At 70.1% G+C, this 24,078-nt stretch carries 23 protein-coding genes; 9 read left to right on the top strand and 14 right to left on the bottom strand.

What is annotated here, in order from left to right; genetic code table 11:
* Positions 1-21: 21 nt before the first annotated feature.
* From OOT46_RS03675 to OOT46_RS03685, 3 genes are all read right to left on the bottom strand, one after another.
* Positions 22-1,782: a class I adenylate-forming enzyme family protein gene (locus OOT46_RS03675; protein ID WP_265402227.1), complete on the bottom strand. Its 1,761-nt coding sequence runs from the start codon at positions 1,780-1,782 to the stop codon at positions 22-24.
* A gap of 62 nt (positions 1,783-1,844) precedes the next feature.
* Entirely contained in the window at positions 1,845-2,984 is a 1,140-nt protein-coding gene (locus OOT46_RS03680) for an acyl-CoA dehydrogenase family protein (protein WP_265402228.1), read from the bottom strand.
* Positions 2,985-2,986: 2 nt separating this feature from the next.
* A complete protein-coding gene (locus OOT46_RS03685; protein WP_265402229.1) occupies positions 2,987-4,177 on the bottom strand; it encodes an acyl-CoA dehydrogenase family protein in 1,191 nt (396 codons plus the stop codon).
* 211 nt (positions 4,178-4,388) lie between these two features.
* Here OOT46_RS03685 and OOT46_RS03690 point away from each other — a divergent pair, with 211 nt between their 5' ends.
* Positions 4,389-5,624 carry a TetR/AcrR family transcriptional regulator gene (locus OOT46_RS03690; RefSeq protein WP_265402230.1) on the top strand — a complete coding sequence of 412 codons (1,236 nt, stop codon included), beginning with the start codon at positions 4,389-4,391 and terminating at the stop codon, positions 5,622-5,624.
* A 35-nt stretch (positions 5,625-5,659) separates the two neighbouring features.
* Here the strand turns inward: OOT46_RS03690 and OOT46_RS03695 are convergent, their stop codons facing one another.
* The gene (locus tag OOT46_RS03695) at positions 5,660-6,799 is read right to left on the bottom strand and encodes a porin (RefSeq protein ID WP_265402231.1); all 1,140 of its coding nucleotides are present in this window, start codon (positions 6,797-6,799) and stop codon (positions 5,660-5,662) included.
* Positions 6,800-6,866: 67 nt separating this feature from the next.
* Between OOT46_RS03695 and OOT46_RS03700 the strand changes: the two genes are divergently transcribed.
* The 5 genes from OOT46_RS03700 (at position 6,867) to OOT46_RS03720 (ending at position 12,531) form a co-directional block, all read left to right on the top strand.
* On the top strand, positions 6,867-7,829 hold the full coding sequence (locus tag OOT46_RS03700) for a LysR family transcriptional regulator (RefSeq protein ID WP_265402232.1): 963 nt from the start codon (positions 6,867-6,869) through the stop codon (positions 7,827-7,829).
* 32 nt (positions 7,830-7,861) lie between these two features.
* Positions 7,862-9,499 (top strand): ABC transporter substrate-binding protein, encoded by a 1,638-nt coding sequence (locus OOT46_RS03705; protein WP_265402233.1) that lies wholly within the window; start codon positions 7,862-7,864, stop codon positions 9,497-9,499.
* 5 nt (positions 9,500-9,504) lie between these two features.
* Positions 9,505-10,464 (top strand): ABC transporter permease, encoded by a 960-nt coding sequence (locus tag OOT46_RS03710; protein ID WP_265402234.1) that lies wholly within the window; start codon positions 9,505-9,507, stop codon positions 10,462-10,464.
* Entirely contained in the window at positions 10,461-11,366 is a 906-nt protein-coding gene (locus OOT46_RS03715; RefSeq protein ID WP_265402235.1) for an ABC transporter permease, read from the top strand. The genes OOT46_RS03710 and OOT46_RS03715 overlap by 4 nt, the downstream gene beginning before the upstream one ends.
* A gap of 76 nt (positions 11,367-11,442) precedes the next feature.
* Entirely contained in the window at positions 11,443-12,531 is a 1,089-nt protein-coding gene (locus OOT46_RS03720) for an MBL fold metallo-hydrolase (protein WP_265402236.1), read from the top strand.
* Positions 12,532-12,552: 21 nt separating this feature from the next.
* On the opposite strand, the gene OOT46_RS03725 is transcribed toward OOT46_RS03720, so the two are convergent.
* The 8 genes from OOT46_RS03725 to OOT46_RS03760 all read right to left on the bottom strand — a co-directional run bounded on the left by OOT46_RS03725 (position 12,553) and on the right by OOT46_RS03760 (position 18,737).
* Entirely contained in the window at positions 12,553-13,644 is a 1,092-nt protein-coding gene (locus tag OOT46_RS03725) for a calcium:proton antiporter (protein WP_416136145.1), read from the bottom strand.
* 189 nt (positions 13,645-13,833) lie between these two features.
* Positions 13,834-15,201, bottom strand: coding sequence for a hypothetical protein (locus OOT46_RS03730; RefSeq protein ID WP_265402237.1), 1,368 nt, complete (start codon positions 15,199-15,201; stop codon positions 13,834-13,836).
* 161 nt (positions 15,202-15,362) lie between these two features.
* Positions 15,363-16,262, bottom strand: coding sequence for a hypothetical protein (locus tag OOT46_RS03735; RefSeq protein ID WP_265402238.1), 900 nt, complete (start codon positions 16,260-16,262; stop codon positions 15,363-15,365).
* Between the two features lie 28 nt (positions 16,263-16,290).
* Positions 16,291-16,671, bottom strand: coding sequence for a CesT family type III secretion system chaperone (locus OOT46_RS03740; RefSeq protein WP_265402239.1), 381 nt, complete (start codon positions 16,669-16,671; stop codon positions 16,291-16,293).
* 43 nt (positions 16,672-16,714) lie between these two features.
* Complete coding sequence (locus OOT46_RS03745; RefSeq protein ID WP_265402240.1) at positions 16,715-17,152, bottom strand: hypothetical protein; 438 nt, start codon at positions 17,150-17,152, stop codon at positions 16,715-16,717.
* A 110-nt stretch (positions 17,153-17,262) separates the two neighbouring features.
* Positions 17,263-17,841 (bottom strand): hypothetical protein, encoded by a 579-nt coding sequence (locus OOT46_RS03750; RefSeq protein ID WP_265402241.1) that lies wholly within the window; start codon positions 17,839-17,841, stop codon positions 17,263-17,265.
* On the bottom strand, positions 17,834-18,226 hold the full coding sequence (locus OOT46_RS03755; protein ID WP_265402242.1) for a type III secretion system chaperone: 393 nt from the start codon (positions 18,224-18,226) through the stop codon (positions 17,834-17,836). The genes OOT46_RS03750 and OOT46_RS03755 overlap by 8 nt, the downstream gene beginning before the upstream one ends.
* Positions 18,210-18,737, bottom strand: a complete 528-nt coding sequence (locus OOT46_RS03760) for a CesT family type III secretion system chaperone (protein WP_265402243.1) — start codon at positions 18,735-18,737, stop codon at positions 18,210-18,212. The genes OOT46_RS03755 and OOT46_RS03760 overlap by 17 nt, the downstream gene beginning before the upstream one ends.
* Before the next feature lie 223 nt (positions 18,738-18,960).
* Here OOT46_RS03760 and OOT46_RS03765 point away from each other — a divergent pair, with 223 nt between their 5' ends.
* Positions 18,961-19,899, top strand: a complete 939-nt coding sequence (locus OOT46_RS03765; RefSeq protein ID WP_265402244.1) for a sigma 54-interacting transcriptional regulator — start codon at positions 18,961-18,963, stop codon at positions 19,897-19,899.
* A 39-nt stretch (positions 19,900-19,938) separates the two neighbouring features.
* Here OOT46_RS03765 and OOT46_RS03770 read toward each other — a convergent pair whose 3' ends face one another.
* On the bottom strand, positions 19,939-21,267 hold the full coding sequence (locus tag OOT46_RS03770) for a sigma 54-interacting transcriptional regulator (RefSeq protein WP_265402245.1): 1,329 nt from the start codon (positions 21,265-21,267) through the stop codon (positions 19,939-19,941).
* A gap of 394 nt (positions 21,268-21,661) precedes the next feature.
* On the opposite strand from OOT46_RS03770, the gene OOT46_RS03775 reads away from it, so the two are divergent.
* Positions 21,662-21,937, top strand: coding sequence for a hypothetical protein (locus tag OOT46_RS03775; protein ID WP_265402246.1), 276 nt, complete (start codon positions 21,662-21,664; stop codon positions 21,935-21,937).
* Positions 21,938-22,063: 126 nt separating this feature from the next.
* Here the strand turns inward: OOT46_RS03775 and OOT46_RS03780 are convergent, their stop codons facing one another.
* Positions 22,064-22,657, bottom strand: coding sequence for an RNA polymerase sigma factor (locus OOT46_RS03780; RefSeq protein WP_265402247.1), 594 nt, complete (start codon positions 22,655-22,657; stop codon positions 22,064-22,066).
* 219 nt (positions 22,658-22,876) lie between these two features.
* Between OOT46_RS03780 and OOT46_RS03785 the strand changes: the two genes are divergently transcribed.
* Complete coding sequence (locus OOT46_RS03785; protein ID WP_265402248.1) at positions 22,877-24,070, top strand: hypothetical protein; 1,194 nt, start codon at positions 22,877-22,879, stop codon at positions 24,068-24,070.
* Positions 24,071-24,078: the final 8 nt, after the last annotated feature.

Raw genomic sequence — 24,078 nt, forward strand, 5'->3', positions numbered from 1 at the left:
TCGCTTCAGAGGTTCAGGATCTCAGGATCTCGAGAGGGCGGCCTGCAGCAGTTGCTTCAGCGCCGGCTTCATCAGCTTGCCGGCGGGATTGCGCGGCAGCAGTTCCGGGTGGATGACGATGCTTACCGGGAGCTTGTAGGCCGACAGATGGCCGCGCAGGAACTCGCGCAAGGCCTCGGGCTCGAGCGTTTCGCCGGGCCGCAGCACCACCAGCGCCGCCGGTTCCTCGCCCAGCGAGGCATGCGGGACACCGACGACGCCCGCGTCGACGACGGCCGGGTGCTTGTAGAGCGCCGACTCGATCTCGGCGCAGTAGATGTTCTCGCCGCCGCGGATCAGCATGTCTTTCTTGCGGTCCACGATGAACAGCCAGCCCTCGTCGTCGAGATACGCCAGGTCGCCGGTGCGCAGCCAGCCGTCGACAAAGGTCTGCGCGGTGTCCTCGGGACGCCGCCAGTAGCCCTTCACGACATTCGGGCCCTTGACCCAGAGCTCGCCGATCTGTCCGGCGGGCAGCGGCCGGCCGGTGTCGTCGGTGATCTTCAGCTCGCCCACCGGCGGCGCCGGACCGGCGCTGGCGGGCTTGGCCCGGTAGTCGTCACCGCTGTGGCCGGTGAAGCCGGCCGAGGTCTCGGTCATGCCCCACGCCGTGCCCGGCTCGGCCTGCGGGAAGACGCGCTGCAGTCGCTCGACCAGCTCGGGCGAGGCCGGCGCACCGCCATAGGCCACCGCCTCCAGGCTGGACAGGTCGTAGCGGTCGACGGCCGGATGCTCGAGCAGCTGCCAGGCGATGGTCGGCACGCCGCCGGCGTGGGTGACACGTTCGGCCTCGATCAGCTGAAGGGCCCGCCCGACCTCCCAGCGGTGCATCAGGACCAGCTTGCTGCCGGCAAAGAGGGCGCCGCACATGCCCTGGCAGCCGGTGGTGTGGAAGAAGGGGACGGACACGAGCAGCGTGCGCTGCGTGGTCCGTGCGGCCGGGTCCGGGGGCGGTTCGCCGCGCCGGACGAAACCGCGCAATGCTGAGAAGGCGGACGCCATCAGCGTGCTGGTGGAGCAGCGGTGGGTGCCGAGTGCGCCCTTGGGGCTGCCGGTGGTGCCCGAGGTGTAGAACAAGGTGGCGTCGTCGTCGGGGGCCAAGGGCACCGGGGGCAGCGGCCGGTCCGGCAGCCCGGGCCACTCGCAGACGCGGCCGATCAGCTGCTCCAGCGCCCGGGCTCTCGGATGCATCAGCGCGCCGCGATGGCGCGACACCAGCACCTGCGCCAGCTCCGGGCAGCCGTCGACCCCGGGCTGGAGCCGCTCCCAGCGCTCGGCATCGAGCACGGCAACCCGGGCACCGGAATCGGTCAGGCCGTGCAGCAGGTCCGCCGGGGTGCCCCAGGCATTCAGCGGCGCTGCGATGGCGCCCAGCAGCAGCGTGGCGAAGTAGGCCACCGGCCATTCCGGCAGGTTGCGCATCGCGATCGCGACACGCTCACCCTTGACCACACCCTGTGCCGCCAGGGCCTGCGCGAGCGCCAGCGTGGCGCGTGCGAAGGACTCGAAGCTGGCGCGCTCGCCCTCGTACACCAGGAAGGTGTGGTCGCCGTGCTGGCGCCCGGCCAGGAACACCTCGCGCAGCGTCGGCGGCGCGTACTTCCAGACCCGCGTCGGGATGCCGCGAATGTCGACCTGTTCGATTTCAAAGAAGGACCCCGGCCGGGTCATCAACCCGTGAGCGAGCGCCAGGCTCATCACCGGCGGACACGGGGAGGCGGGGATTGCGGGGGATGGGGACATGCAAACTCCCTCTGGCTGCCAAGAAAGGAAGGTGCCGGCCTGCAAGGCGGGCCGGCGCGGGTTCAGTACTGGCGGCTGGTGGCCAGCTGGTCCTGGTGGAAGGCGCTGTCGCCGTACAGCTCCTGCAGCACACGGGCGCGTTTCATGAACAGGCCGATGTCGAATGCATCGGTCATCCCGATGCCGCCGTGCATCTGCACGCCTTCCTGCACCGCCTGGGTGGCGGTGCGGCCGGCACGCGCCTTGGCCACCGCGACGGCCGCGCTCGCCTTCGGCGTGTTGCCGTCGAGTGCCTGCTGGGCCTTGAGCACCGCGGCCCGGGTGAGTTCGAGCTCGCAGTACAGCATCGCGGCGCGGTGCTGCAGCGCCTGGAATTCGCCGATCAGCCGGCCGAACTGGGTGCGCTCCTTCAGATAGCGCACGGTGCGCGCGAAGACCTCGTCGGCGAGGCCGAGCAGCTCGCCTGCGGCCGCGGCGCGACCGGCGTCGAGCGCCGCCTGCAGGGCCGCCGCACCTTCGCCGAGGCGACCCAGCACCGCATCGGTCCCGACCCGCACAGCGCGGAAGCCGAAACGCGCGGCATTGTGCGCATCGGCCATCACGGTGCGTTCGACCTCGACGCCGGCCGCGTCGCGCGGCACCAGCACCAGCGTGATGCCGTCGGCCTCACCCGGCTGACCGGCGCTGCGTGCGGCGACCACCAGCAGGTCGGCGACGTGTCCGTCCGGCACGAAGGTCTTGTCGCCGTCGAGCACGAGCTCGGCCCCTTCGACCCGAGCCCTCAGCCCGATCTGCAGGGGCCGGTGTTTGACGCCTTCGTCCACCGCCAGTGTCGCGATCGCCGCCCCCGCGGCGAGCCTCGGGCACCACTGGGCCTGCTGCTCGGGCGTGCCGCCGGCGCGCAAGGCGCTCACCGCGACGATGCCCGAGGCCAGCAGCGGCGAGGCGGTGAGGTGGTGGCCGATCTGCTCCATCACGATACCCGCCTCCACATGGCCCAGGCCCAGGCCGCCCAGGTCCTCGGGCACCAGGACGCCGGTGTAGCCCATCTCGGCGAACTGCCGCCACAGCTCGGGCGAGTAGCCGTCGGCACTGCGCTCGTCGCGCAGGCGGCGCAGCGCGGCGACCGGTGCCCGGGCCGCCAGGAAGTCGCGCGCGCTGTCGCGCAGCATGGCCTGTTCTTCGTTGAGCAGGAGGGGCATGGTCAGGCTCCCGGAAGTTCGAGGAGGTGCTTGGCGATGATGTTGAGCTGCACCTCGCTGGTACCGCCCTCGATCGAGTTGCCCTTGGTGCGCAACCAGGTGCGCGCCAGGCTGCCGTGCTGGGACCGCTCGCTTTCCCACTCGAGCGCAGCGCTGCCGCCGGCCGCCATCGACAGCTCCAGGCGGCGCTTGTTCAGCTCGGCGCCGTAGTACTTGAGCATCGAGGAGGTCGCCGGGTGGCCCTGTTGCGCGCGGGCCAGGTCGGTGGCTCGCTCGACGGCCGCACGAAAGGCCGCGTCGTCGGTATCGAACTCGGCGAGCTGCGCGCGCAGCACCGGGTCGGCCAGCCGACCCTGGCCGTCCAGCCCGATCTGCTCCGCGGCGAACTGGCCCGCCGGGCGGGGCTGCCAGCGCTCGGTGGCCGCGCCGATCGACTGGCGTTCGTGGACCAGCAGGTACTTGGCGACATCCCAGCCGCGGTTGAGGGTGCCGACCAGGTTGCGCTTCTCGACCCGCACGTTGTCGAAGAAGGTCTCGCAGAACGGCGACTTGCCCGAGATCAGCAGGATGGGGCGGGTGCTGACGCCGGGGGTCTCCATGTCGAACAGCACGAAGCTGATGCCGGTGTGCTTTTTGGTGGTGTCGGTGCGCACCAGGCAGAAGATCCAGTCGGCCTCGTCCGCGTAGGAGGTCCAGATCTTCTGGCCGTTGACGATGAAGTGGTCGCCGCGATCCTCGGCACGGGTCGCGAGCGACGCCAGGTCGGATCCGGCGTTCGGCTCGCTGTAGCCCTGGCACCAGCGGATCTCGCCGCGGGCGATCTTCGGCAGGTGCTCGCGCTTCTGCTCCTCGTTGCCGAACCTCAGCAGTGCAGGGCCCAGCATCGAGATGCCGAAGCTCTGCAGGGGAGCGCGGCAATTGAGCCGGCGCATCTCCTGCGCCAGGACCTGCGCCTGCGCGCCGTCCAGGCCGCCGCCGCCATAGGCCTGGGGCCAGGTCGGCACGGTCCAGCCGCGTTCGGCCATGCGTTCGAGCCACAGGCGTTGTGCCTCGGACTTGAAGCTGAAGCGCCGGCCGCCCCAGACCACGTCGTCGTCGTCCTGCAGCGGCTGGCGCATCTCGGGCGGGCAGTGGGCTTCCAGCCAGGCGCGCGTCTGGCGGCGGAAGTCGTCGATCTCGGGGGTGTCGCTCATGTGTCTCCTCGGCATCGGGATGAATGAACCCTCTTCGCTTTCGGTGAAGATAGGAGGCGCGCCCCCCACCGCAAACTGTTCTTTCGAAACCAAGGGGATGCCTTGTACTGCGCTTCGGAACATGAAGTGATCTCCGGCGTACCGTATATTCGATTCCGTCAGTGTTACTGTCAGCGTGCCGGCGCTGTTGCCGGCAGCGTCCCGGCCTGCCATGCCCACCCCGCCCCCCGAAACCTCGCCCACCTCCCGTTTCCAAGAGAAGCAGGACGCCGTGCTGGCCGCGGCGGCGCGACATTTCAACGCGCAGGGGGTCAAGGGCGCGACGCTGGGGGGGATCGCGGCCAGCGTGGGCCTGGTGACGACCAGCGTCACCTACTACTACCGCAAGAAGGAGGACCTCGCGACGGCCTGCTTCCTGCGCGCGATCGCGGCGCACGAGGCGCTTGCGAGGCAGGCCGCCGGGGCTGGCACGGTGGCCGAGCGGCTGAGCGCCTTCGTGCAAGGCCTCGCCGGCATGGTGGCCGGGATCGAAACGGGCGCGCGGCCGACGCTGATCCTCTTCAACGACCTGCGCGCGCTGCCGCAGCCGCAGGAGGCCGAGGTGTTCGGGGCCTACACGGACATGTTCCGGCGGGTGCGCGCCTTGTTCATGGGGCCGGAGACGGCGGCCTGGTCGCGCGCCGACCTGAACGCACGCACCCACCTCCTGGTGTCGACGGCCCATTGGATGCGGGCCTGGCTGCCCCGCTTCGAGCCGGAGCGGGCTCCTGTCGGGGCCACCCGTGTCACCGAGCTCCTGCTGCGCGGGCTGGGTGGCGCCGCGCGGGCCTGGCAGGATCCGCCGGCAGGCGACCAGGCCGCGCTGCTCGGCAGCGGCGATGCGACCGAAGAAGCTTTCCTGCGTGCGGCCACCGAACTGGTCAACGAGCAGGGCTACCGCGGCGCCTCGGTCGACCGGATCTCGGCGCGGCTGAACCTCACCAAGGGCTGGTTCTATCACCACAACCACAACAAGTGCGACGTGATCGCGGCCTGCTTCGAGCGCAGCTTCTCGGTGGTGCGACGAGCGCTCGCCGAGGCCGAAGCCGCCGGTGGATCCGGCTGGCAGCGCGCCGCCCGCGCGGCCGCCGCGGTGCTGTGCTTTCAGCTCTCCGGGCAGGGGCCGCTGCTGCGCGGCAGCGCCACCAGTGCGCTGCCCGACCCGGCGCAACGCGAGCGCGTGAGCCTGGACACGCAGCGCCTGACCGAGCGCCTGGCGAGCCTGCTGGTCGACGGCATGGTGGACGGCTCGGTGCGTCCGCTCGATCCCGGCATGGCGGCGCAGTTGCTGCTGGCGCAGCTGAACGCGGCCTCGGAGCTGCGCCGCTGGGTGCCTTCGGCGCGCGCCGAGAACGTGGTCGGTCTCTACCTGCGACCGGCTCTCTGCGGCCTGTTGTGCGAGGCTTGAGAGCCGGGGCACGGCAGGCCGCGGTCCGGGATGGCTCAGAACAGGGTCGCCAGGCCGAGGTCGAAGCCGGTCCGGCGCGAGCCGTCGAAGGACTGGCCCAGCTGCTTGCGGCTGTAGGCGACATCGCTGTAGAGGTAGGTCCTGCGCGACAGGTGGTAGCGGTAGCCGAGACCCAGCTTGTCCCCGTAGTGGTGGCCGTCGAAGCTGCTGCTGCCGTAGCCGAAGCGCAGGTCGCCGGTACCGAGGCGCGCCGTGCCGCCTACCAGCCAGCCGCGGTAGTGCTTGGGCGCCGGCGCGGTGGCGGTCCCCGCGTTGTCCCGGCCGGCGCTGAAGCCGAAGTTCAGCTTCACCGACTTCAGGTCCCGGGTGACGACGATGGACGAGAACCGGTCCGTGCGGCCCTCCGGATCTTCGTGGCCCACGCCGATGTACCAGGGGCCCTTGCGGTAGGCCGCGGCGACCGACCAGTGACGTCCGCCGCCGGTGGGCCTTTCGCCGCGGCGCTCGGGGCTGACGCCGAGCATGAGATCGACACCGTCGCTGCTCCAGCTGCTCGTCGGACGCACCGAGTAAAGCAGGCCGTTGTTGACGCGCCCGCGCGGAATCCAGCCCGAGCCCCCCTTGGCCATCAGCCCCTGGATCTCGAACGGCGCCACGCTGACGCTGCGCAGGTCCGCGATCGTCTCTCCGGCAAAGGGGTCCGACCGGTCCTGCGCCAGCACCAGCGCCGCGGTATAGAAGCGGCCGAGCAGCAGCTGGCCGACGCCCGGCGCGCTCACGCTCACATAGCTGTGCCCGGACCAGAAGGTGCCCGGCAGCAGGGTGGCAGTGGTGCCGCTGCCCAGGTTCAGGCGGTGGTCCAGCGAGGCCGTCACCGTCACGCCACCGGGCAGGCGCTCGATGGCGGTCAGCTTGATCTGGCTGAGCGAGAGGTCCAGGTATTGCAGCTCGCTGTTTCCGGCCCGCTTGCCGATCGCCGCACTGACCCGGCCGTCCAACCTGACGACGTCCTGCGACCAGGCCGGTGTGACGGCGCTGCCGAGCAGCGCCATCGCGCAGGCCTCCAGGGTCACCGCCGCCCTCAGGCGGGGACCCCATAGGGGCAGGGCGGCCTTGAAGCGGCTCACCGACAGGCGGTCCGCGTCGCGATACTCCTCGGGAACGATGGTCTTCATTCCATCTCCTTCGATGCATGCGGCGGATTCTCGAAGCGCCCTCGACACCTCTGGCTGAAATCGCTTCATGAGTGAGTTCGACAACTCGAAACTCAGGCGCCTGGACGGCACCTTGCTGCTGGTCTTCCAGGGCCTGATGCGCGAGCGGCGCGCCACGCTTGTCGGTGAACGCCTGTGCCTGAGCCCCTCGGCGGTGAGCCATTCGCTGGCACGCCTGCGCGAGCTGTTCGACGACCCCTTGTTCGAAAGGCGTCCTCACGGCCTGGAGCCGACCCCGCATGCGCTGGAGCTGGCACCGCTGGTGGACGCCTTGCTCGAAAACGCCCACCATGCGCTCGGGCTGGGGGCCCGCTTCGATCCTCTGGAAACCGAACGCGGCTTTCGCATCGCCTGCTCGGACTTCATCACCGCGCTGGTGGCACCGTCCCTGCTCGATGCCTTCACGCGCGAGGCGCCGAAGGCCCGTTTCGCCTTCCGCATGCTGCTTGGCGAGCAGGCCTTGCGCGCGCTCAGGCGCAACGAGATCGACATTGCGATCGGACAGTTCGGCGAGGCACTGGAGGGCCTGGCGACAACCTGGCTGTTCGGCGACAGCTACTGCGTCACGGGTCGCAGGCAGCATCCGAAGCTGCAGGCGAGGCTCACCCGCCAGACCCTGGAAGGGCTGGACCACGTGGCGGCGTCGATCGCCGGGGACTTCACGGACCTCAAGCCCGGCGGGGTCAACGACATCGGCATCAAGCGCCGGGTGGTCGCGACAGTGCCGCGCTTCCTGCTGGGTTTCATGCTGGTGGGCTGCAGCGACAAGGTGATGCTGGCGCCGCGGCGGCTGGTCGAGCGGTGCGCCGATGCCTTCGGGCTGCAGGCCCACGACATCCCTGCCGGCGTTGCCGTGCCCGAGAGTCCGCAATGGTGGGCCGTGCGACGGCAGACCTGCGACGCGGGCGTGCTCTGGCTCGAAGCCTTGCTCCAGGGCCTGGACCTCAGGGCACAGGGCATCGCCGACCGGGGGTCAATGCAGGCTGAATAACGCATCGGCCACGCACAAGGAGGGATAGCCCGATGGACACCGACAGAAGGACGGTCGCGCTGCTGCTGACCGGCGCGGCCTACCTGGCGCTGAGCACGCCGGCCCGCGGCCGGCCGCCGGGCGTGAGCAGCGCGCTGAGCGAGCAGCCCTGGGCCCGCTGGGACGACCACGATCGCCCCCGGCGCGGCGGTGTGTTCAGGACAGCCGCGCCGCGGTACATCGGCATGCTCAACCCGAACCGGTGGCCGGTGCTGGACTGGAACTCGCTGGGATACATCCACGAGAAGCTGCTGCTCACCGGCGAGGACTACCGGCCCTCCATCGCGTGGCTGGCGGAATCGCTGGTCGCCGAAGACGCGAAGACGACCTTGATCACGCTGCGCGCTGGCGCCCGCTTCCATGACGGCACGCCGATGACCGCCGACAGCCTCAAGCAGCAGCTCGCCTGGATCCAGGACGCCGACAGCCAGGCCTGGAGCCGCCCGATGATCAGTGCCCTGGCCGCCGTGGAGGTGGTGGGGCCGCTGCAGCTGCGCGTCCGCTTCAGCCACCCCTGGGCCGCGTTTCCCGGCCTGATGTCCACGGTCCCGGGCTATGTGCTGTCCAGTGCCGCGCTGCGGGCCGATGCCCGCAAGTTCGAGACCCGTCAGCCCGCGGGCACCGGCCCGTTTCTGGTCGACGAGGTCAGCCCCGGCAACTTCCTCAAGCTCAAGCGCAACCCGCACTGGTGGTTCGCCAAGGCGGTCGGCCGGCCCGACATGCCCTACTTCGACGGCATCCACATCGCCGTGATCCCCGAGCCCGGGGTCCGCCTCGCCAACTTCCGCGCGGGCCAGCTCGATGGTCTGTCGCTCGACAAGTCGCAGTACCTGCTGCTCAAGGACGACAAGCGTGTGGCGGTGTTCGTCACGCCGTCGCCGAACACGGCGGCGCTGCGTTTCAACTCGGCCAGGGGGCCGTGCAGCGACCTGCGGGTGCGGCAGGCGGTGTCTCATGCCATCGACCGCCGCGCCCTCATCGCCGGCACCGAATACGGGCTCGGTCGCCCGGCCTCCGGTCTGTTCCCGCACGAGCACTGGGCGCGCAATCCCAAGCTCCAGCCCGTGCCCTTCGACCCGCGGCGCTCGCGCGAGCTGCTGGCCCGGGCCGGCTTCGAGAAGGGACTCGGCCTCACCGGTTTCCTGCTCAACGACACGGTCTCGGCACTGCGCGCCGAGGCGATCCAGCGCATGCTGCAGCAGGTCGGCATCACCTGGAAGGTCGAGCTGCTGACACCGGTGGCCGCCACGGCGCGGCTGGAGCAGGGCCACTGGGACCTGGGGCCCGGCGGCTGGTCCTTCATCCACGATCCCGACCCCGTCGTCACCAGTCTCTACCACCCGAGCGGCGCGCTCTCGGCCGGACGCGAGAACAACCCGGCCCTGGTCCGGCTGATCGAGAGCGCCCGCAAGGAGCTCGACCCCGAGCGCCGTCGTCGGCTGTACCACGAGCTCGAGACGCTCATCACCGAGGGCTGCTACGACGTCTGGCTGTGGTACGAGGAGACCGCGGTGGCCTACCATCACTACGTCAAAGGCTACGACCACATCGCGGCGCGCAAGTACAAGGAGGTCTACCTGCGCTCGCACCCGATGTGGTTCGTCGACGGCAAGCCGGGTCGGGTCGCCTGAGCGCCATGCTGGGCTTTCTGCTGTCCCGGCTGGCGCACGCGGCGGTCGTGCTGGGCATCGTGACCGTGCTGTGCTTCGCGGCCGTGCACCTGATCCCGGGCGACCAGCTGCTCGCGGCGCTCAGCGCCGGCGGACACGTCTCGGAGTCGAGCGAGATCGACGCCGTGCGCGAGTCCTTCGGCCTGCAAGGCTCGGTGCCCGCGCAGTTCGTGCAGTGGATCACCGGTTTCGTGCAAGGCGACTGGGGCCGCTCGATCGGCACCGGACAACCGGTGCGCGAGCTGTTCGCGCAGCGTCTGCCGGTCACGCTCGAGCTGTTTGTCGGCTCGACGCTGTGGACCCTGGTGCTCGGCCTTCCGGTCGGCATGGTGGCCGCCTTGCGGCGCGGCTCGGTGCTCGACACGGTGTTGTCCGGCTCCGCCATGGTCGGCATCGCGATACCGGCCTACTGGCTGGCCATCGTGATGATCTATGCCTTGGCGGTCGAGCTGCAGTGGCTGCCGCCGTCGGGCTACGTCCCGTTCACCGAGGACCCGGCAGGCAACCTGCGGGCTATGCTGCTGCCCACCTTCGTGGCCGGGGTACACACGGCGGGGCTGCTCGCACGTTATGTGCGTTCGAGCCTGCTGGACGCGCTGCAGCAGGACCACATCCGCACCGCGCGTGCCAGGGGCCTGAGCGAGCGCCAGGTGCTGGTCCGCCACGCCTTGCGGCCGGCCATGATCCCGCTGGTCACCGTCATCGGCCTGTCCTTCGGCGGCATGGTGGCCGGCTCGTTTTTCATCGAGCAGGTGTTCGCGCTGCCCGGTCTCGGCCGCATGACGCTGGAGGCCATCCTGGGCAAGGACTTCCCGGTCATCCAGGCGGCCCTGGTGCTGGTGTCGGTCAACATGCTGGCCGTCAATCTGCTGGTGGATCTGTTGTACGCAGCCCTGGATCCCCGGGTGCGGGTGGCGGGGCGATGAGCCGGCTCCCCTTGGTGTCCCCGCGCGAAGAGGCGCTGCGCCTGCGGGCAGGCGGCGAGGCCTGGCGGCGCCTCGCCGGCGGGGTCGCCAATCTGTGGCGCGGCTCGCTGCAGGCGCGTTTCGGCCTGCTCGTGCTCGCGGCCCTGCTGCTGGTGGCCTTGTTCGCTCCCTGGATCGCGCCCTACGACATCGACGACCAGGACCTCGAGCAGGTGCTGCAGGGCCCGTCGAGCACCCACTGGCTCGGCACCGATCACCTGGGCCGCGACCTGCTGTCGCGGCTGATCTTCGGTGCGCAGGTGCCCTTGCTGGTGGCCTTCGTCAGCACGGCGCTGGCGGCGCTGCTGGGCGTGTCGATCGGACTCGCGGCCGGCTTCCTGGGCGGCTGGCTCGATGCGGTGGCGATGCGCGTCTGCGATGCCTTCCTGTGTTTCCCTCCGCTGCTCTTCACGCTCGTGATGGCGGCCCACCTCGGGCCCGGCATGCACAACGTGATCCTGTCCTTCGTGCTGTTCGGCTGGACCGTCTTTGCACGCATCACGCGCGGCAGCGTGCTGGTGGTACGCGAGTTGCCTTTCGTCGAGGCCGCGCAGGCGATGGGCGTGTCGCGCTGGCGTCAGGTCACGCGGCATGTGCTGCCCAACGTCACGACACCGCTGATCGTCGCCTGCTCGATCGCTGCGGGCAGCGCCATCGCGACCGAGGCCGGCGCGTCCTTCCTCGGCATTGGCGTGCAGCCGCCGACGCCCAGCTGGGGCAAGGAACTGCAGACCGGCTTCACCTATCTCGAATCGGTTCCCTGGTTCTCGGTCTCCGCGGGCCTGCTGATCACGCTGGCCATCTGCGCCTTCAACTTCATCGGCGACGGACTGCGCGATCGGCTCGATCCGCGCCTGCGCTGAGAGCTCGGCCGGCGGCCGTCGCTCGAGCGCGCCCGAACCCACGATCGGCGGCCCGGCCGCTGCAAGGAGCACAGTCATGAGTGACGACCTGAACGACGACGCCGGCAAGGCACGGCTCGACTATCCCTTTGCCCGGGGCCCCGAGCCCGGCCACACGCTGGCGGTCGCCCCGGGCGTGCACTGGATCCGCATGCCCTTGCCCTACAAGCCGGACCACATCAACGTCTGGGCGCTGCAGGACGGCGAGGGCTGGGCGGTGGTGGACACCGGCGCCCGCACCGACGACACGGCCCTGCTGTGGCAGCAGCTGCTCTGCGAGGCCGCCGAGGGGGTGCCGCTGACCCGTGTGTTCGTGACCCACATGCACCCCGATCATGTCGGCATGGCCGGTTGGCTGACGCGCCAGTTCGACATCCGGCTCTGGATGACACGCGAGGAGTACCTGTCCTGCCGAGTGCTGACCTCGGACACCGGCCGCGAAGCGCCCCAGGACGCGATCCGCTTCTACCGTCGCGCCGGCTGGGGCGAGGCGGCGCTCGAAACCTACCGCGCCCGCTTCGGCAATTTCGGCAAGCTCATCCACACCTTGCCGGACAGCTTCCGGCGCCTGAGGGACGGCGAAGAAGTTCGCATCGGCGACCGTCCGTGGCGCGTCATCATGGGCAACGGCCATTCGCCCGAACATGCCTGCCTGTACTGCGCCGGGCTGAAGCTGCTGATCTCGGGAGACCAGGTGCTGCCGCGGATTTCGTCCAACGTCTCGGTCCATCCGATGGAACCCGAGGCCGATCCGATGGCCGACTGGCTGGCGTCGCTGGACAAGCTGGAACGGGAGGTGCCGGACGACGTGCTCGTGCTGCCGTCCCACCACGACTGCTTCCGCGGCCTGCATGCCCGCATCGACGCGCTGCGGTCCGGCCAGCACCGCTCGCTGATGCGGCTGCGGCAGGCGCTGCGCGAACCCCGGCGTGTGGTCGACGTGTTCAGCGCACTGTTCGCCCGGCCTGTCGGCGAGGCGCATGTGGCCGTGCTGGGCATGGCGACCGGCGAAAGCCTGGCCTGCCTGAACCACCTGGTGCAGCGCGGAGAAGCGGTGCGCGAAGTCGATGCCGCGGGGGTGGACTGGTACCGCTTGCTCGAAACGCCGGCACGTCACCGCGCGTGAAGCGAGGCGGGAGCGGCAGGCTCAAGGCGCCAGCGCCAGGAACAAGAAGGCGGCGAAGATCACCAGGTGCACGCCGCCCTGCATCACGTTCGTGCGGCCGGTGGCCAGGGTCAGCGTGCTGACGCCAAAACTCAAGGCCAGCATCACCATGTCCTTGGGCGCCAGCCCCAGCACCAGCGGCAGGTCCAGCAGCACCGAGGCCAGCGCGACGGCCGGGATGGTCAGCCCGATGCTCGCCAGTGCCGAGCCGAGCGCGAGATTGAGGCTGGTCTGCAGCCGGTCGGCACGCGCCGCGCGCACCGCGGCCCAGGTCTCCGGCAGCAGCACCAGCAGTGCGATGGCGATCCCGATGACGGCCTTGGGCGCGCCGGCCGCCGCCACCGCGGACTCGATCGCGGGCGACAGCACCTTGGCCAGCCCCACCACCGACACCAGCGACACCAGCAGCAGGCCGAAACTGGCCCACGCCTGGCCCGCGGGCGGCGGCGGGGCATGGGTGTTCTCGTCGGCGGTGCCGGTGGCTGGCAGGAAGTAGTCGCGGTGACGCACGGTCTGCACGAACACGAACAGCAGCCACAGCGCCAGCGAGGCGACCGCGGCGAAGGCGAGCTGGCTGGGCGTGTAGGTGCCGCCGGGCGAGCTGGTGGTGAAGCTGGGCAGCACCAGCGACAGCGTCGCGAGCGCGACCAGCGCGGCCAGCCCCGAGCTCGCGCCTTCGACCCGGAAGGACTGCTCGTGGTGGCGCAGCCCGCCCACCAGCAGACAGATGCCGACCACGCCGCTGGAGATGATCATCACCGCCGAAAACACCGTGTCGCGCGGCAGGGCCGCCTTGTCAGGGCCGCCGGCCAGCATCATCGAGACGATCAACGCGACCTCGATGACCGTGATCGCCACCGCCAGCACCAGAGTGCCGAAAGGCTCGCCGACGCGGTGCGCCACCACCTCGGCGTGGTGCACCGCCGCGATCACCGCGCCGATCAGCCCGGCGGCGCAGGCCAGCAGCACGGCGGCACCCGGCAGCAGAACGAGCGAGGCGGCCAGCAGGGTGGCAGCGGCGGCGGGAACGAGCAGGGCCCCAGAGAGGCATTCGAAGTCCTTCTCCATCGACATGGCGGCACAAGACAGGGCGGCGACCGGCACGGTGGGGCCGCGGACCCAGGCCCGCTGCGGCGGGCGCTGTCATGTTATCGGACGCGCGCCTTTGCCGGGCTGCCCGAGACCCTTGCACCGGACCACCCGGCGATGCGGAGGCGGTGATCCTCGAAACCTTGAAGCCGCGGTTCCGGTGCGCGACGGACCCTACACCATGTCGTCAGCCGGCCGCGGCCCCGCGCCGCTCCGGGCGGGCAGGGGGTGCAAGGCGACGGCGGCGGCATCGCCGGCCGTGGCGCCCGGGCCGGGCAACACCACCGTGTTGGCGGCCAGATTCGGCGCCACCTCCTTGATCTTGTCGGTGATGACCGACTTCGCGACGATCCAGCCGTTCAGGCCGGCCCAGGCCATCGCGTTCGAGGCGGCCGCCTTCTGCACCGCGGTGCCGTGCTCCATCAGCTTGCCCAGCGCCGCCGGTACGCCGACCGGCAGGGTCAGGCCGAAGTTGATCATGCCGCGCGCGGCCATGCCGCCGAGCATGGTCGCGGTGTCGAACCCGTCGTTGACCTTGTGCGAGCCCTGGGCACCGGAGAACCTCGTTTTCATGGCGGTGCTCGCCACGTCGGAGGCCGTGTCCGCGGTCGCCGACACCAGACGCTGGACCACCGCCGTGAGCATCATCGCCACGGGCAGGGCCACGGCCGGGTTGAGGCCGGCCTTCTCCAGTCCCTGCTGGATCGCGGGGGTCAGCTTCGCGCCGATCGCGGCATTGCTCAGCGAGCTCGCGATGCCGGCCAGCATGTCGTTGGCGCCGGCCATGACCTTGGGGGCCAGCCATTCGCCGGTGGTGTTGGAGGGCAGGTCGATGGTGGCGCTGTAGGCCGGCTTGGTCTTGAGGTGCTCTCCGACCACCTCCTTCAGTGCGGCGCTGACGGCGCCGCTCACCAGCTGGGAGGTGAGGCCGAGTTGCTGCGGATTGACCCCCGCCGCCGCCGCGCCGGCCACCGCGCCGACCTGGCTCACCCAGGTGCCCAGCTGCGCGCTCAGGTGCGTGATGCCGCGCTGCACGAAGGTGGCCTTGAGGGCCTGCATCGCATGTTCGGGCGTCAGCTGCGGCGGCTGGCTGGAGGCACTGCTGGCGGAGGACGAGCTGGCCGTCGACGCCGTGCTGCCCTCGGTGGCCGTGCTGTAGTGGCTGGCTTCGCTGGCGGTCGTGTAGTGGCTGCCGACGCTCGCTTCGCTGAGCGAGGTGTAGTGGCTGTGCATGCTGCCTTCGCTGGCGGTGCTGTAGTGGCTGTCCACGCTGCTTTGGCTGTCGGTGCTGTCGCGGCGCGCCAAGGAAGGGCTGCCGATGCCCGGGCCGCTTGGCAGCTGGGAGGCTGCCTGCCGCAGGCGGTGTTCCGAGGACATCGAGGCACGCCGCAAACCCTGCAGTGAAGCGGCGGTATCGGCCGAGGACGTCTGGGAGGGCGCCGGCTGGCTTGCGGTCGCCGGCTGGGCGGTGTGCTGGACGCTGGCGACCCCGGCCGTCGAGGCGGCGGCAGGGAAGCGGCTGGGGGGGGGGACACCGGTCATCGTCGTCGGCCTCATCGAGTCGGTTGTTCGGAGACTGCACCCGGACCGCAAGCCCTCGGACGGAGCTGCATGCCTGGCGCAGAAGACGCCAGCCCATGAGTGGGCGGGAGCGGCCTTTCATATCCCGGCCATCGTGGTGCCGGTGCACCGCGCCAGCCGCTTCAGCTCCAGTCCAGCGCCCGCTTCGCCATGTCGGCCAGCCCCTTGATCCAGTCCTGCATGCGCTGCAAGGCCATCTGCTGCATCTCCTGCATCGAATTGAGCTTGAGCTGCTCCTTGAACTGCTCCTGCATCGAGGCCATCAAGTCGTGGTGAGAGGACGCGACCGGCGTGGCATGGGCGGCCTGCCCGCCCTCGGTCCGGACCGCGCCGTGAGGTGGAGACGGCAGGAGGTCGGCTGCCGGCGGCTTGCCGTTCTCGCCGAGCGCCGGCGTGTCTTGCGACGGCGGCGGGCGGGGGCCGGTGGTGGCGTCCGGCGCCGCGGCAGCCTCGCTGTCCGGTGCCCGCTGGCGCGCCGGCAGGGCAGGGCGGCTGCTGGGTGCGCTGCTGTCCGGGTGTTTCACATAGTGCTCGGAGGAGCCGGGCAGTGGGGTCAGGGCGAGTTGGCTACCGTGCCACTCGATCAGTTTCTGCGCGGCGGCGCGGAGCCCGGTGCCGCCTGTGGGCTTCTGCGCCTCGGGGCCGGCGGCGGCTTGGGCGTGGCTTGCCGCCGCGCTCGCCGCGGCCGGCGGTCTCCATTTGACCAACGCCATGCTGTCGGCTGCCGCCGCGGCTGGCGCCGCCCCGGCAGTGTTGCGCGCCGCTGCGGCGCCGGTCGAGCCGCCGGAGGCAGCGGCCGGCCGCAGCTTGTTCAGCAGCGCGGCGTCCGGCATGCGCACCTGACCGGCGGCCGTGGTGACCGCCTGGCGCAGGGTCTGGAAGGCCTGGCTGGCATTGCCCATCGCGGCCGACGCGACCTTCTGCAGGGCCGGCCCGGCCTTCTGCAAGGCCGGCGCCGCCGCCTGCTGGAGCTTCTGCAATGCGGCGGCGCCGGATCTCAAGGCAGCGATGTTGAAGGCCATGCCTGTTCTCCTGCGTGTGAGGGCCGGCTCAGCGCGGCGCCGCCGCGAGCTGCCAGCGTTGAGCTTCTCGCCAGCCGTTGGCGAAGCGGGCCAGCTTCACGATGTGCTGGGCCAGCCGCTCCGGTGTCACGACCGCCAAACGCATCTGCGCCACATGCACCAGCGTGCCGGTGATCGGAGACAGCGCAAAACCCGCCCCCCGGCCGCCGCCGGTCTCGAAGTTCGCCTGCAGCAAGCGCAGGTGGATGGCGGACTGGTCGAGATCGTTCGGCCGGCCCAGCTCGATCCAGCAGAAGAAGCCGGCCGGGTCCGGCTCGGCGCTGTGGATCAGCGCGCAGTTCACGCCGTCGGCCTGGAAGACGCGGCCCGCCGCGATGGCCGGGGCCCCTCCAGGCCAGTGAGCCGGCACAAGCCGTCGACCAGTTCGATGAATGCTGCGGTGCTCATCGCCGTCAACCGGGGACAACACACAGCCGACCCAGCCGTGCATCGCGTGCGCTGGCCGGCCCTGCCGGCTTCGGCCGGAGTTGCAGCACCCGGCGCGACATCGCGAGCACTCGCTCGGCCAGACGCTCGAGCGCGTGTTCATCGAGCTTCACCGTCTCGGCATAAATCAAGTGGCCGTTCTCCGGCGCGATGCCGAGCGAGGCACCGGACATGAAATGCACGAAGTTCTCCTGCAGCAGCCGGGTCCACGCCGCCGCCCCGCTGTCCGACGCGATGGGGCCGCAATCGGCGCGGACGATCACCAGGTCGGGGGCGGCCTGCGGGTCGTGCAGAAATCCGAAGGGCAGCCGGTGCACGAAAAAGCTGCCGCCCGCCAGCACGGGCGCCGGATCCGCGATGCCGACCTGCTCGCACCACTGGGCGACGACGTCTTCGTATTGCATTCAGCCCTCCTTCTCCGCATCGGCCGGCGGCCCGCGGTCTGCTATGGGTGCGGCAAGCGGCGCCCGGGTTCCAAAAGCCCGCTCGTGCCTGCCATGGCACTCCGGGCCGGTCACGGCGATGAGCGCGGCTGCAGCTTGGCGAGCTCACGCCGGATCGACGCGATGTCGCTTTCCTTGCGGCTGACCGCGAGTCCCAGTTCCAGCGTGCGCTGACGGTACTGCGGGTCGCCGTGGTCCTCGCTGCGGCGCAGCGGTGAGCCGCCGTTGTGCTCCCGGCGCAAGGCGGCGAGTTGGGCTTCCTCGCGGCTCAGCTCGGCTTCGAGAATGTGGCGGGCGTCGGCGTCGCGGGCGCGCTGTTCCTCGCGGCTTACCTTGACGCCCAGCGCTGCACCGCGGACGGCCGGGGGCGCGTCGGCCTGCACCCGGCGGGACCCCTCGGGCCGCGTCTTCGGCGCCCAGGCGGGGGCGTCGACGAGCCGGCAACGGCGCGCGCTGGCCTCGGCCTGGGACAACACATTGGTGAAGCGGTTGTTCGGACAGCGGAACAGCCGCGGCTCGGTGTCGGCCCGCGCGGCGACCGGCGTCGAGGCGGCCAGCGCGCCGGCCAGCGCAAGGGCGGGGAGTCGCCTCCGGTTCGTGCGCCTTGCGCAGGGCAGCGTGGGGCCCGCGGTGTGTCGAGGTTCAAACATCGGCGTCCTTTCCGGGCGCCGGCGACTCGAACAGCGGCCGCCACCACAGCGAGGTGAGGACGGCCAGGTCGACGCCGGCATCGAAGGCCTCCGGCCGGCTGTCGGCATCCACCGGCATGGTGACGCGCAGCATCACGGCGCGCGAGGCGGATTCCAGTCCCAGCACCCAGGGGGTCCAGGGGTCCAGGCAGGCACTGGCGAGCAGCACCGCTTCGAGCACCTCGGACTCGCGTGCAGGCGGCAGCTCGCCGAGCCGGGTCCACAGCTCCATGGAGTGATCGGTGCTGCTCGGTCGCAGCATCAGCGGCACACCGCCGATGGTCACGTCCGGGCAGGCGTCGCCGCCCCGGACGGTGCCGTGCGCGGCCTCAGCCATGGTCTGCATGCATCACCTGCCCGGGGCACAGGAAGCGGTCCGGTGCACGGACCGGTGCGGCTTGCGCACCACGAGGCTGCAGGACCTGAATGCGCCAGGCCAGCGAGTGCACGGCCAGCGCGTCCACGAGCGCGGCCAGCTGCGCGACGTTTGCCGCTTCGGCAGGGGTGGCCACGGTGTGCACCGCGCGGCCATGCTCGGGGTGCAGCCCGAGGATTCCGTGCACCGGGCCGGCCGCTTCGAGATTGGCCTGCGCCATCAACTCCAGAGCCTGGCGGCGGCAGGCTGCATCCGGCTCGCCCAGTTCGGCGACGAGGACCAGCCACTGGTCGCGCCTCGGATGCAAGGACACCGTGATCGGCACCTCACGGTGTTCCAGCCAGCCGCGGTGGGGATCGGACCTGCCGACGCCGAGTCTTTCGCACACCGCCCCGACGAGCAGCACGAGCTGTTGTGTTTGCATGAGAGATTGCTTTCGGGCCGATGCCGGTTCAAGCAGGTTGGCATGCAATATGCGCATGCACCTTTCGAGCGATAGGTGCGTTGCGGCGTGCGGCGGTTCCCCTGTCCGTCTGCCAATCCGACCAGACGGTTTGACTCACAAAATGTTACCCAATGGCGGTCCCAAAGCTTGTGCCTTCATTTACCTTCGCGCCACTCCGAGCGGCCTCCCCCGAATCGTCGGGCGCGTATTGCGCCGGCAGGCCACCGCCGGGGTCCCCTCAGACCATCGACATCACAGCATGAAGCGTGTAAACGCCCCGGCATCACTTCCCGAGCCGCTCGACACCAGCGACCCCGCTTACGCCACCCTGGACCGCATCCAGGGCCGTCGGGTCGACCTGGTCATCTGCGGCGAGACGGGGTGTGGCAAGGACCGGCTCGCCCAGTATCTGCACGAGCGCGACACGCCCGACGGACCCTTCATCGCCCTCAATTGCGCCGCGGTGCCGGAGGCGCTCGCGGAGGCCGAGCTGTTCGGCCACGAGGCCGGTGCCTTCACGCATGCCGAGCAGGCGCGCGCGGGCAAGCTCGAACATGCCCACGGCGGCACCCTGTATCTCGACGAGATCGACAGCTGCCCGCTGTGGTTGCAGGCCAAGCTGCTGCGCGCGCTGCAGGAGCGCGGCGCCGAGCGGCTCGGCTCCTCGGTATTCCGGCCGTCGGATTTCCGCTTGATCGCGTCTACCAAGACGCCGCTCGAAGCGCTGGTCGAGCAGGGGCGCTTCCGCTCCGATCTTTATTTCCGCCTGGGCGCGCTGCAGGTGCAGCTCACGCCGCTGCGGTGCAGCCCCGCGCGTGTGCTCAAGCTTTTCGAGGCCTACATGAACGACGCCGCGATACGGCTGGAGCTGGAGCAGCCGCCCCTCACGCCGCTGGTGGCCCGGGCGCTGCTGGCGCATGACTGGCCGGGCAACATCCGCGAGCTGAGGGCCGCCGCGACGCGCCATGTGCTGGGACTGCCGCTGCACGCCGATGCCGAAGAGACGGCTGGCAAGACCGAGGGCGAGGCGGATGACGTGTCGCTGCGCGGCATCTTGCGCGCCTACGAACGCATGTTGCTGGCATCTTCCCTGCGAGGCACCGAAGGCTCGGTGCGAGACGCTGCCGAGGGGCTGCGCATGCCGCTGAACACGCTCTACTACCGGCTCAACCGACTGGGACTGGGAAACGAGTGCTGAAGCCGGCGGGCTGACGGGCGGGCTTTGCTTTTTCTTCTGCTATTCGTGCCCGCCGGCGCGGCCGGCGGGCACCAGCGATCCCGTCGAGGCGACGGTCGAGAGCCCATGGCTGCGCAGCTTGGCATACAGGGTGCGCACGGCCATGTGCAGCTCCTGGCCGGCACGGATCGCGCTGCCCTGGTGGCGCTCCAGCGTCCAGCTCAAGAGGAAACGCTCGCACTCGCGCATGGCCTCCCTCAGCGAGAAACGGTTCTCGCTCACGGGAAACAGCGGCAGGCCCAGCGACCAGCGCAGCGCGGCCGCCTGCAGCTCGCGGATGTTGCCGGGCCAGTCGTGTGACAGCAGTTGCTCGTCGCTCGGCATGCCGACATCGGCGACCGCCACGCCCAGCGAGGTGCACGACTCCTGCACTGCTTGCCGGAACAGCCGCAGCAGGCGCTTGGGCTGCTGCCGCAGAGGCGGCAGGCGGATCTCGACAGTGAGCAGGCGGAAATAGAGGTCGCTGCGGAAGCGGCCTTGCTGGACCAGCTCCTGCAGGTTCACCTTCGTCGAGGCCACCAGCCGGAAGCTCGACGGACGGAACACCGAGGAGCCGAGCCGCTCGGTGCCGCGCTCCTGCAGCGCGCGCAGCAGCTTGGCCTGCAGCCACAGCGGGCAGCTGTCGATCTCATCGAGATAGAGCGTGCCCTCATGGGCCAGCTCGATCTTGCCCGGCCGCGCCTTGCGCGCGCCGGTGAAGGCGCCCGCCTGGTAGCCGAACAGCTCCGCTTCGGCCAAGCTCTCGGGAATGGCGGCGCAGTTCACCGACACCAGCGGGCCGCGGCGGCCCGACTCCTGGTGGATGAAACGCGTCAGCCGGTCCTTGCCGCTGCCCGTCTCGCCGCGAACCAGGATGTCGACCGAGCGGCGCGCGAGCGATCCCGCCAGGCGGTAGGCGTCGTCGTCGGCGTCCAGGCCCTGGGCCGGCCTGCGCCGGACCTCGGCGGCGGGACCCGGTGCCGAGATGGCGTTCCTTCCCACCGGAGAGAACTGCATCAGGAAGCGCGTCCATGACAAGGCCGTGTCCGGCTTGGCGCTGAAGGGAATGCTTCGCAGCGCGGGCACCTGCCGCATCGACGACAGCAGGCCGTGCATGCGCAGCGAGGCGTCCACCGAGGCGCGTTCGCAGGCGTCGCACGCCGCCGCGCAGTCGTCGTCGCTCGGGTCGATCAACAGCACCCGGCGGGTGTGTCGGTCCAGCCAGTGGCCGACCTCGCGGGGACTCAGCGGGCGGACCTCGAAGCCCAGGCCGCGCGCGTGCTCGCTGACATGGCTGACATCGCGCGGCTCGCGGGCGCAGACACCCAGTTCGACCAGCAGTGGTGTCATGACCGCAATCCTTTCTTCCTGCTTCTGTGACATGCCTGACGGCAAGCTGACGTTTCGCATGCGTCAGGTTTATTGAACAGCAAAAACAACTGCCGCACCTCTTGGCGTCGCCGGCGAATGTATACGCAGGCATGCGAGCGCAGCTGTGCGTTTCAACACGGTCGCGCCTGCTTTGTTGATGAACGGAACCGGTTCCGATTCTGACCGCGGATGGCCCGCGTATGGATCCCTAGGACATGGAACTCCGGGTCGCGAGCTCCCCACCCATGTGAGCCGAACCGGTCCGTCAAGGTTCGGCAGTCAATCAACCAAGCAACCAGTGAAGGACTTGAACATGCTTCCTCTTATCGGTGGTCTGGCCAGCGGGCTCGGGGGTCTTTTCGGCAAGGGGGGCATGAACCCCCTTCAAAAGGGCGGCCAAGCGATGGACAGCTTCGGTAACAACGCGCTGACCTCCTTCGGGCACGGCCAGGTGGCGGACAGCGGTGGCGACATCATGAAAAGCCACAACAAGAACGACGCCCAGCTGGACGACATCCAGAGCCAGATGAAGTCGGTGATGGCCCAATCGATGCAGCAGCAGGTGCTGCAGATGAAGGAGAACATCAAAATGGACAGCATCGGTCACGATGCCAAGATGGCCCAGAAGGCGCTGGACTGGGTCGAGTAAGACCCGCGTGCCGAGGGCGAGGTGGTGGACCGCGCCCTCGGCCGCTCTCTCTACCACTCCATCTGCCACTCACGCGGTCATTCCTTCGGCCATTCCCTCCGCCATTCCCTCCGCCATTCCCTCGGCTCAGCCGTCCACCGCTGCGCGAAGGCTCTCGCGCACGCGCGACACGCGCGAACGCACCGTGCCGATCGGCACGCCCTGCCGCCGGGCCGCTTCCTGGTAGGTGTGTCCTTCGTCGATCACGCTCTCCAACGTGGTGCGCACGCGTTGCGGCAAGCCCTGTATCAGGTCCTGCGCGAGCCGCGCGATCTCCCGCGTCTCGGCCGCCCGCATCGGGTCGGCCAGCGGGTCGGCGACGTTCTCGAAGGCTTCCAGCTGTGTGTCTTCCAGGTGCTCCGCATGGTGCTTGCGGACATGGCTGCGCGCCATGTTGAGCGCAATGCCGAACAGCCAGGTGGAGGGTTTGGAGAGTCCCGAGAAGCGATGCGCGCAGCGCAGGGCTTCGACGAAGGTCGCCTGCGTCACGTCCTCGGCGTCCTCGGGACTGCCGAGGCGGCGCAGCACGAACAGGAACACATGCTGGCGGTGTGCCCGGTAGAGCGCGCTCACGTCCAGAGACGACGAGCCCGCCGATGTATCGGCACCCTGTGCGTCGGCCTCGGGACCCGCATGGGCTGCTTCAAGGAAGTCGTTCACGAAGTCGGTCATCTTGTTCATCCATCTGTCGGGCCGTCGATGCGACAGCCCCGCCCGACAAGCGATGCAAGAACAAGGGCCAGCGGGTCGCAGGCCGCCAAGCCTTGTGAACACTGGAATGGGAAAACCCCACGCGACACACCTTGTGCAGGAACTTGGAAAGCAGCTGTGCCAGGCCCTCCAATCCCTGTCGGTGCCGGTCGGGAGCGAACCGAAATATCGCCAGCCGCACTCATGCACATGAACATGAGTTTTCGCTCGATTCAAGGCGCGCCGCAGCCTGCCTCGCCGCAGGTCCGCGCGACCACGCTGCAGACCGAGGCCGGCGGCAAGGATCCGCTCGGGCGCCAGCAGCTGCTGCCCGGGAACGACGCCAGGAAACGCACCGGCGAACACCAGTGGACCCATTTCGCATCGGCCATGCGGCAGCACCATGCGCACGCCGCCGACGCCCCGGGTGCGCCCGGCGCCGGTGCGGCAGCGAACCGGGCGCGCAGCGCACAGCGTGCCGCCGACCGCTGGCGCGACCTGTTTGGCGCCCGCGGCGGCCGGCGCCTGCAGGCGCAGTCGCTGAAGTTGCAGGAGCTCGCGTCTCAAGGCGAGGCGGCCCTCGATCACTTCCTCGACCAGGAGCATCCCGACGCGCTGGAGCGCCTGCTGCTGCTGCAGGTGGCTGCCGGGCGGGCCGAGCAGAACGGCGAGGACACCCGTGTCCTGGACGGTGCCATCGAGCGCACCCATGCGAGGTCCGGCGACGTGCTCGCAGCCTTCGAGGCCACGGCCGAAGGCAGCAAGGCGCAGGCTGCCCAGGACGCCGCCGCCGGGGTGCAGCTGCGCAGCCTCTATGACAGCCTGGGCGGCGATGCGAAGGAAGGCGGCCTGAAGTCGGGCGAGGTGCTGCGCGCCTTGCTGAAGCAGCTCGGCACGATGGATTTCGATCGGGCCTTCGACACCCTGCACAAGGGCACCTTGTCCGGCTTGAAGGGCCGCCCGGCCGCATCCGCCGAGCAGCGCGTGATGGCGGCGATGAACGATGCCTGGGCCTTCGCCAATGCCAGGTCGGTGATGGCGACGGCGTCCGACATGAAGGCGCGTCTGGAATCGGCTGGCGCCAAGGTGGAGCGCGGTGTGCCGGAACTGGCCTCGTCCCTGCTGGAGGCCGCCGACAGCGCCGCCACCGACGCCCTGCGCCTGATGCTCTCGGTCTCCAACGAGCGCATCGTTGAGCAGCGCCCGCAACTCGCGCGCGGCCTGGCCGCTCTGCGAGATGCGGTCGCGGTGCTGCCGTTGACCTTGTGGCCGGCGCACCGGCTCGACGCACGGGTCGGGCTGCTCGGCAGCATCGACCAGCTGGCGGCGGAGTCGGGTGCCCCGCGAGGCCGCAGCGATGCGGCCGGTCTCGAAAAGGCGCTGCGTGCGCCGCGCGGCGCATGACACGGCCG

Source organism: Aquabacterium sp. A7-Y (assembly GCF_026153205.1).
Classification (GTDB): domain Bacteria; phylum Pseudomonadota; class Gammaproteobacteria; order Burkholderiales; family Burkholderiaceae_C; genus Caldimonas.

Excerpts from the sequence above, each read along its gene's own strand:
- OOT46_RS03675 (WP_265402227.1), bottom strand. The coding sequence starts at position 1,782 with ATGTCCCCATCCCCCGCAATCCCCGCCTCCCCGTGTCCGCCGGTGATG.
- OOT46_RS03680 (WP_265402228.1), bottom strand. The coding sequence starts at position 2,984 with ATGCCCCTCCTGCTCAACGAAGAACAGGCCATGCTGCGCGACAGCGCG.
- OOT46_RS03685 (WP_265402229.1), bottom strand. The coding sequence starts at position 4,177 with ATGAGCGACACCCCCGAGATCGACGACTTCCGCCGCCAGACGCGCGCC.
- OOT46_RS03690 (WP_265402230.1), top strand. The coding sequence starts at position 4,389 with ATGCCCACCCCGCCCCCCGAAACCTCGCCCACCTCCCGTTTCCAAGAG.
- OOT46_RS03695 (WP_265402231.1), bottom strand. The coding sequence starts at position 6,799 with ATGAAGACCATCGTTCCCGAGGAGTATCGCGACGCGGACCGCCTGTCG.
- OOT46_RS03700 (WP_265402232.1), top strand. The coding sequence starts at position 6,867 with ATGAGTGAGTTCGACAACTCGAAACTCAGGCGCCTGGACGGCACCTTG.
- OOT46_RS03705 (WP_265402233.1), top strand. The coding sequence starts at position 7,862 with ATGGACACCGACAGAAGGACGGTCGCGCTGCTGCTGACCGGCGCGGCC.
- OOT46_RS03710 (WP_265402234.1), top strand. The coding sequence starts at position 9,505 with ATGCTGGGCTTTCTGCTGTCCCGGCTGGCGCACGCGGCGGTCGTGCTG.
- OOT46_RS03715 (WP_265402235.1), top strand. The coding sequence starts at position 10,461 with ATGAGCCGGCTCCCCTTGGTGTCCCCGCGCGAAGAGGCGCTGCGCCTG.
- OOT46_RS03720 (WP_265402236.1), top strand. The coding sequence starts at position 11,443 with ATGAGTGACGACCTGAACGACGACGCCGGCAAGGCACGGCTCGACTAT.
- OOT46_RS03725 (WP_416136145.1), bottom strand. The coding sequence starts at position 13,644 with ATGTCGATGGAGAAGGACTTCGAATGCCTCTCTGGGGCCCTGCTCGTT.
- OOT46_RS03730 (WP_265402237.1), bottom strand. The coding sequence starts at position 15,201 with ATGACCGGTGTCCCCCCCCCCAGCCGCTTCCCTGCCGCCGCCTCGACG.
- OOT46_RS03735 (WP_265402238.1), bottom strand. The coding sequence starts at position 16,262 with ATGGCCTTCAACATCGCTGCCTTGAGATCCGGCGCCGCCGCATTGCAG.
- OOT46_RS03745 (WP_265402240.1), bottom strand. The coding sequence starts at position 17,152 with ATGCAATACGAAGACGTCGTCGCCCAGTGGTGCGAGCAGGTCGGCATC.
- OOT46_RS03750 (WP_265402241.1), bottom strand. The coding sequence starts at position 17,841 with ATGTTTGAACCTCGACACACCGCGGGCCCCACGCTGCCCTGCGCAAGG.
- OOT46_RS03755 (WP_265402242.1), bottom strand. The coding sequence starts at position 18,226 with ATGCAGACCATGGCTGAGGCCGCGCACGGCACCGTCCGGGGCGGCGAC.
- OOT46_RS03760 (WP_265402243.1), bottom strand. The coding sequence starts at position 18,737 with ATGCGCATATTGCATGCCAACCTGCTTGAACCGGCATCGGCCCGAAAG.
- OOT46_RS03765 (WP_265402244.1), top strand. The coding sequence starts at position 18,961 with ATGAAGCGTGTAAACGCCCCGGCATCACTTCCCGAGCCGCTCGACACC.
- OOT46_RS03770 (WP_265402245.1), bottom strand. The coding sequence starts at position 21,267 with ATGACACCACTGCTGGTCGAACTGGGTGTCTGCGCCCGCGAGCCGCGC.
- OOT46_RS03775 (WP_265402246.1), top strand. The coding sequence starts at position 21,662 with ATGAACCCCCTTCAAAAGGGCGGCCAAGCGATGGACAGCTTCGGTAAC.
- OOT46_RS03780 (WP_265402247.1), bottom strand. The coding sequence starts at position 22,657 with ATGAACAAGATGACCGACTTCGTGAACGACTTCCTTGAAGCAGCCCAT.
- OOT46_RS03785 (WP_265402248.1), top strand. The coding sequence starts at position 22,877 with ATGAACATGAGTTTTCGCTCGATTCAAGGCGCGCCGCAGCCTGCCTCG.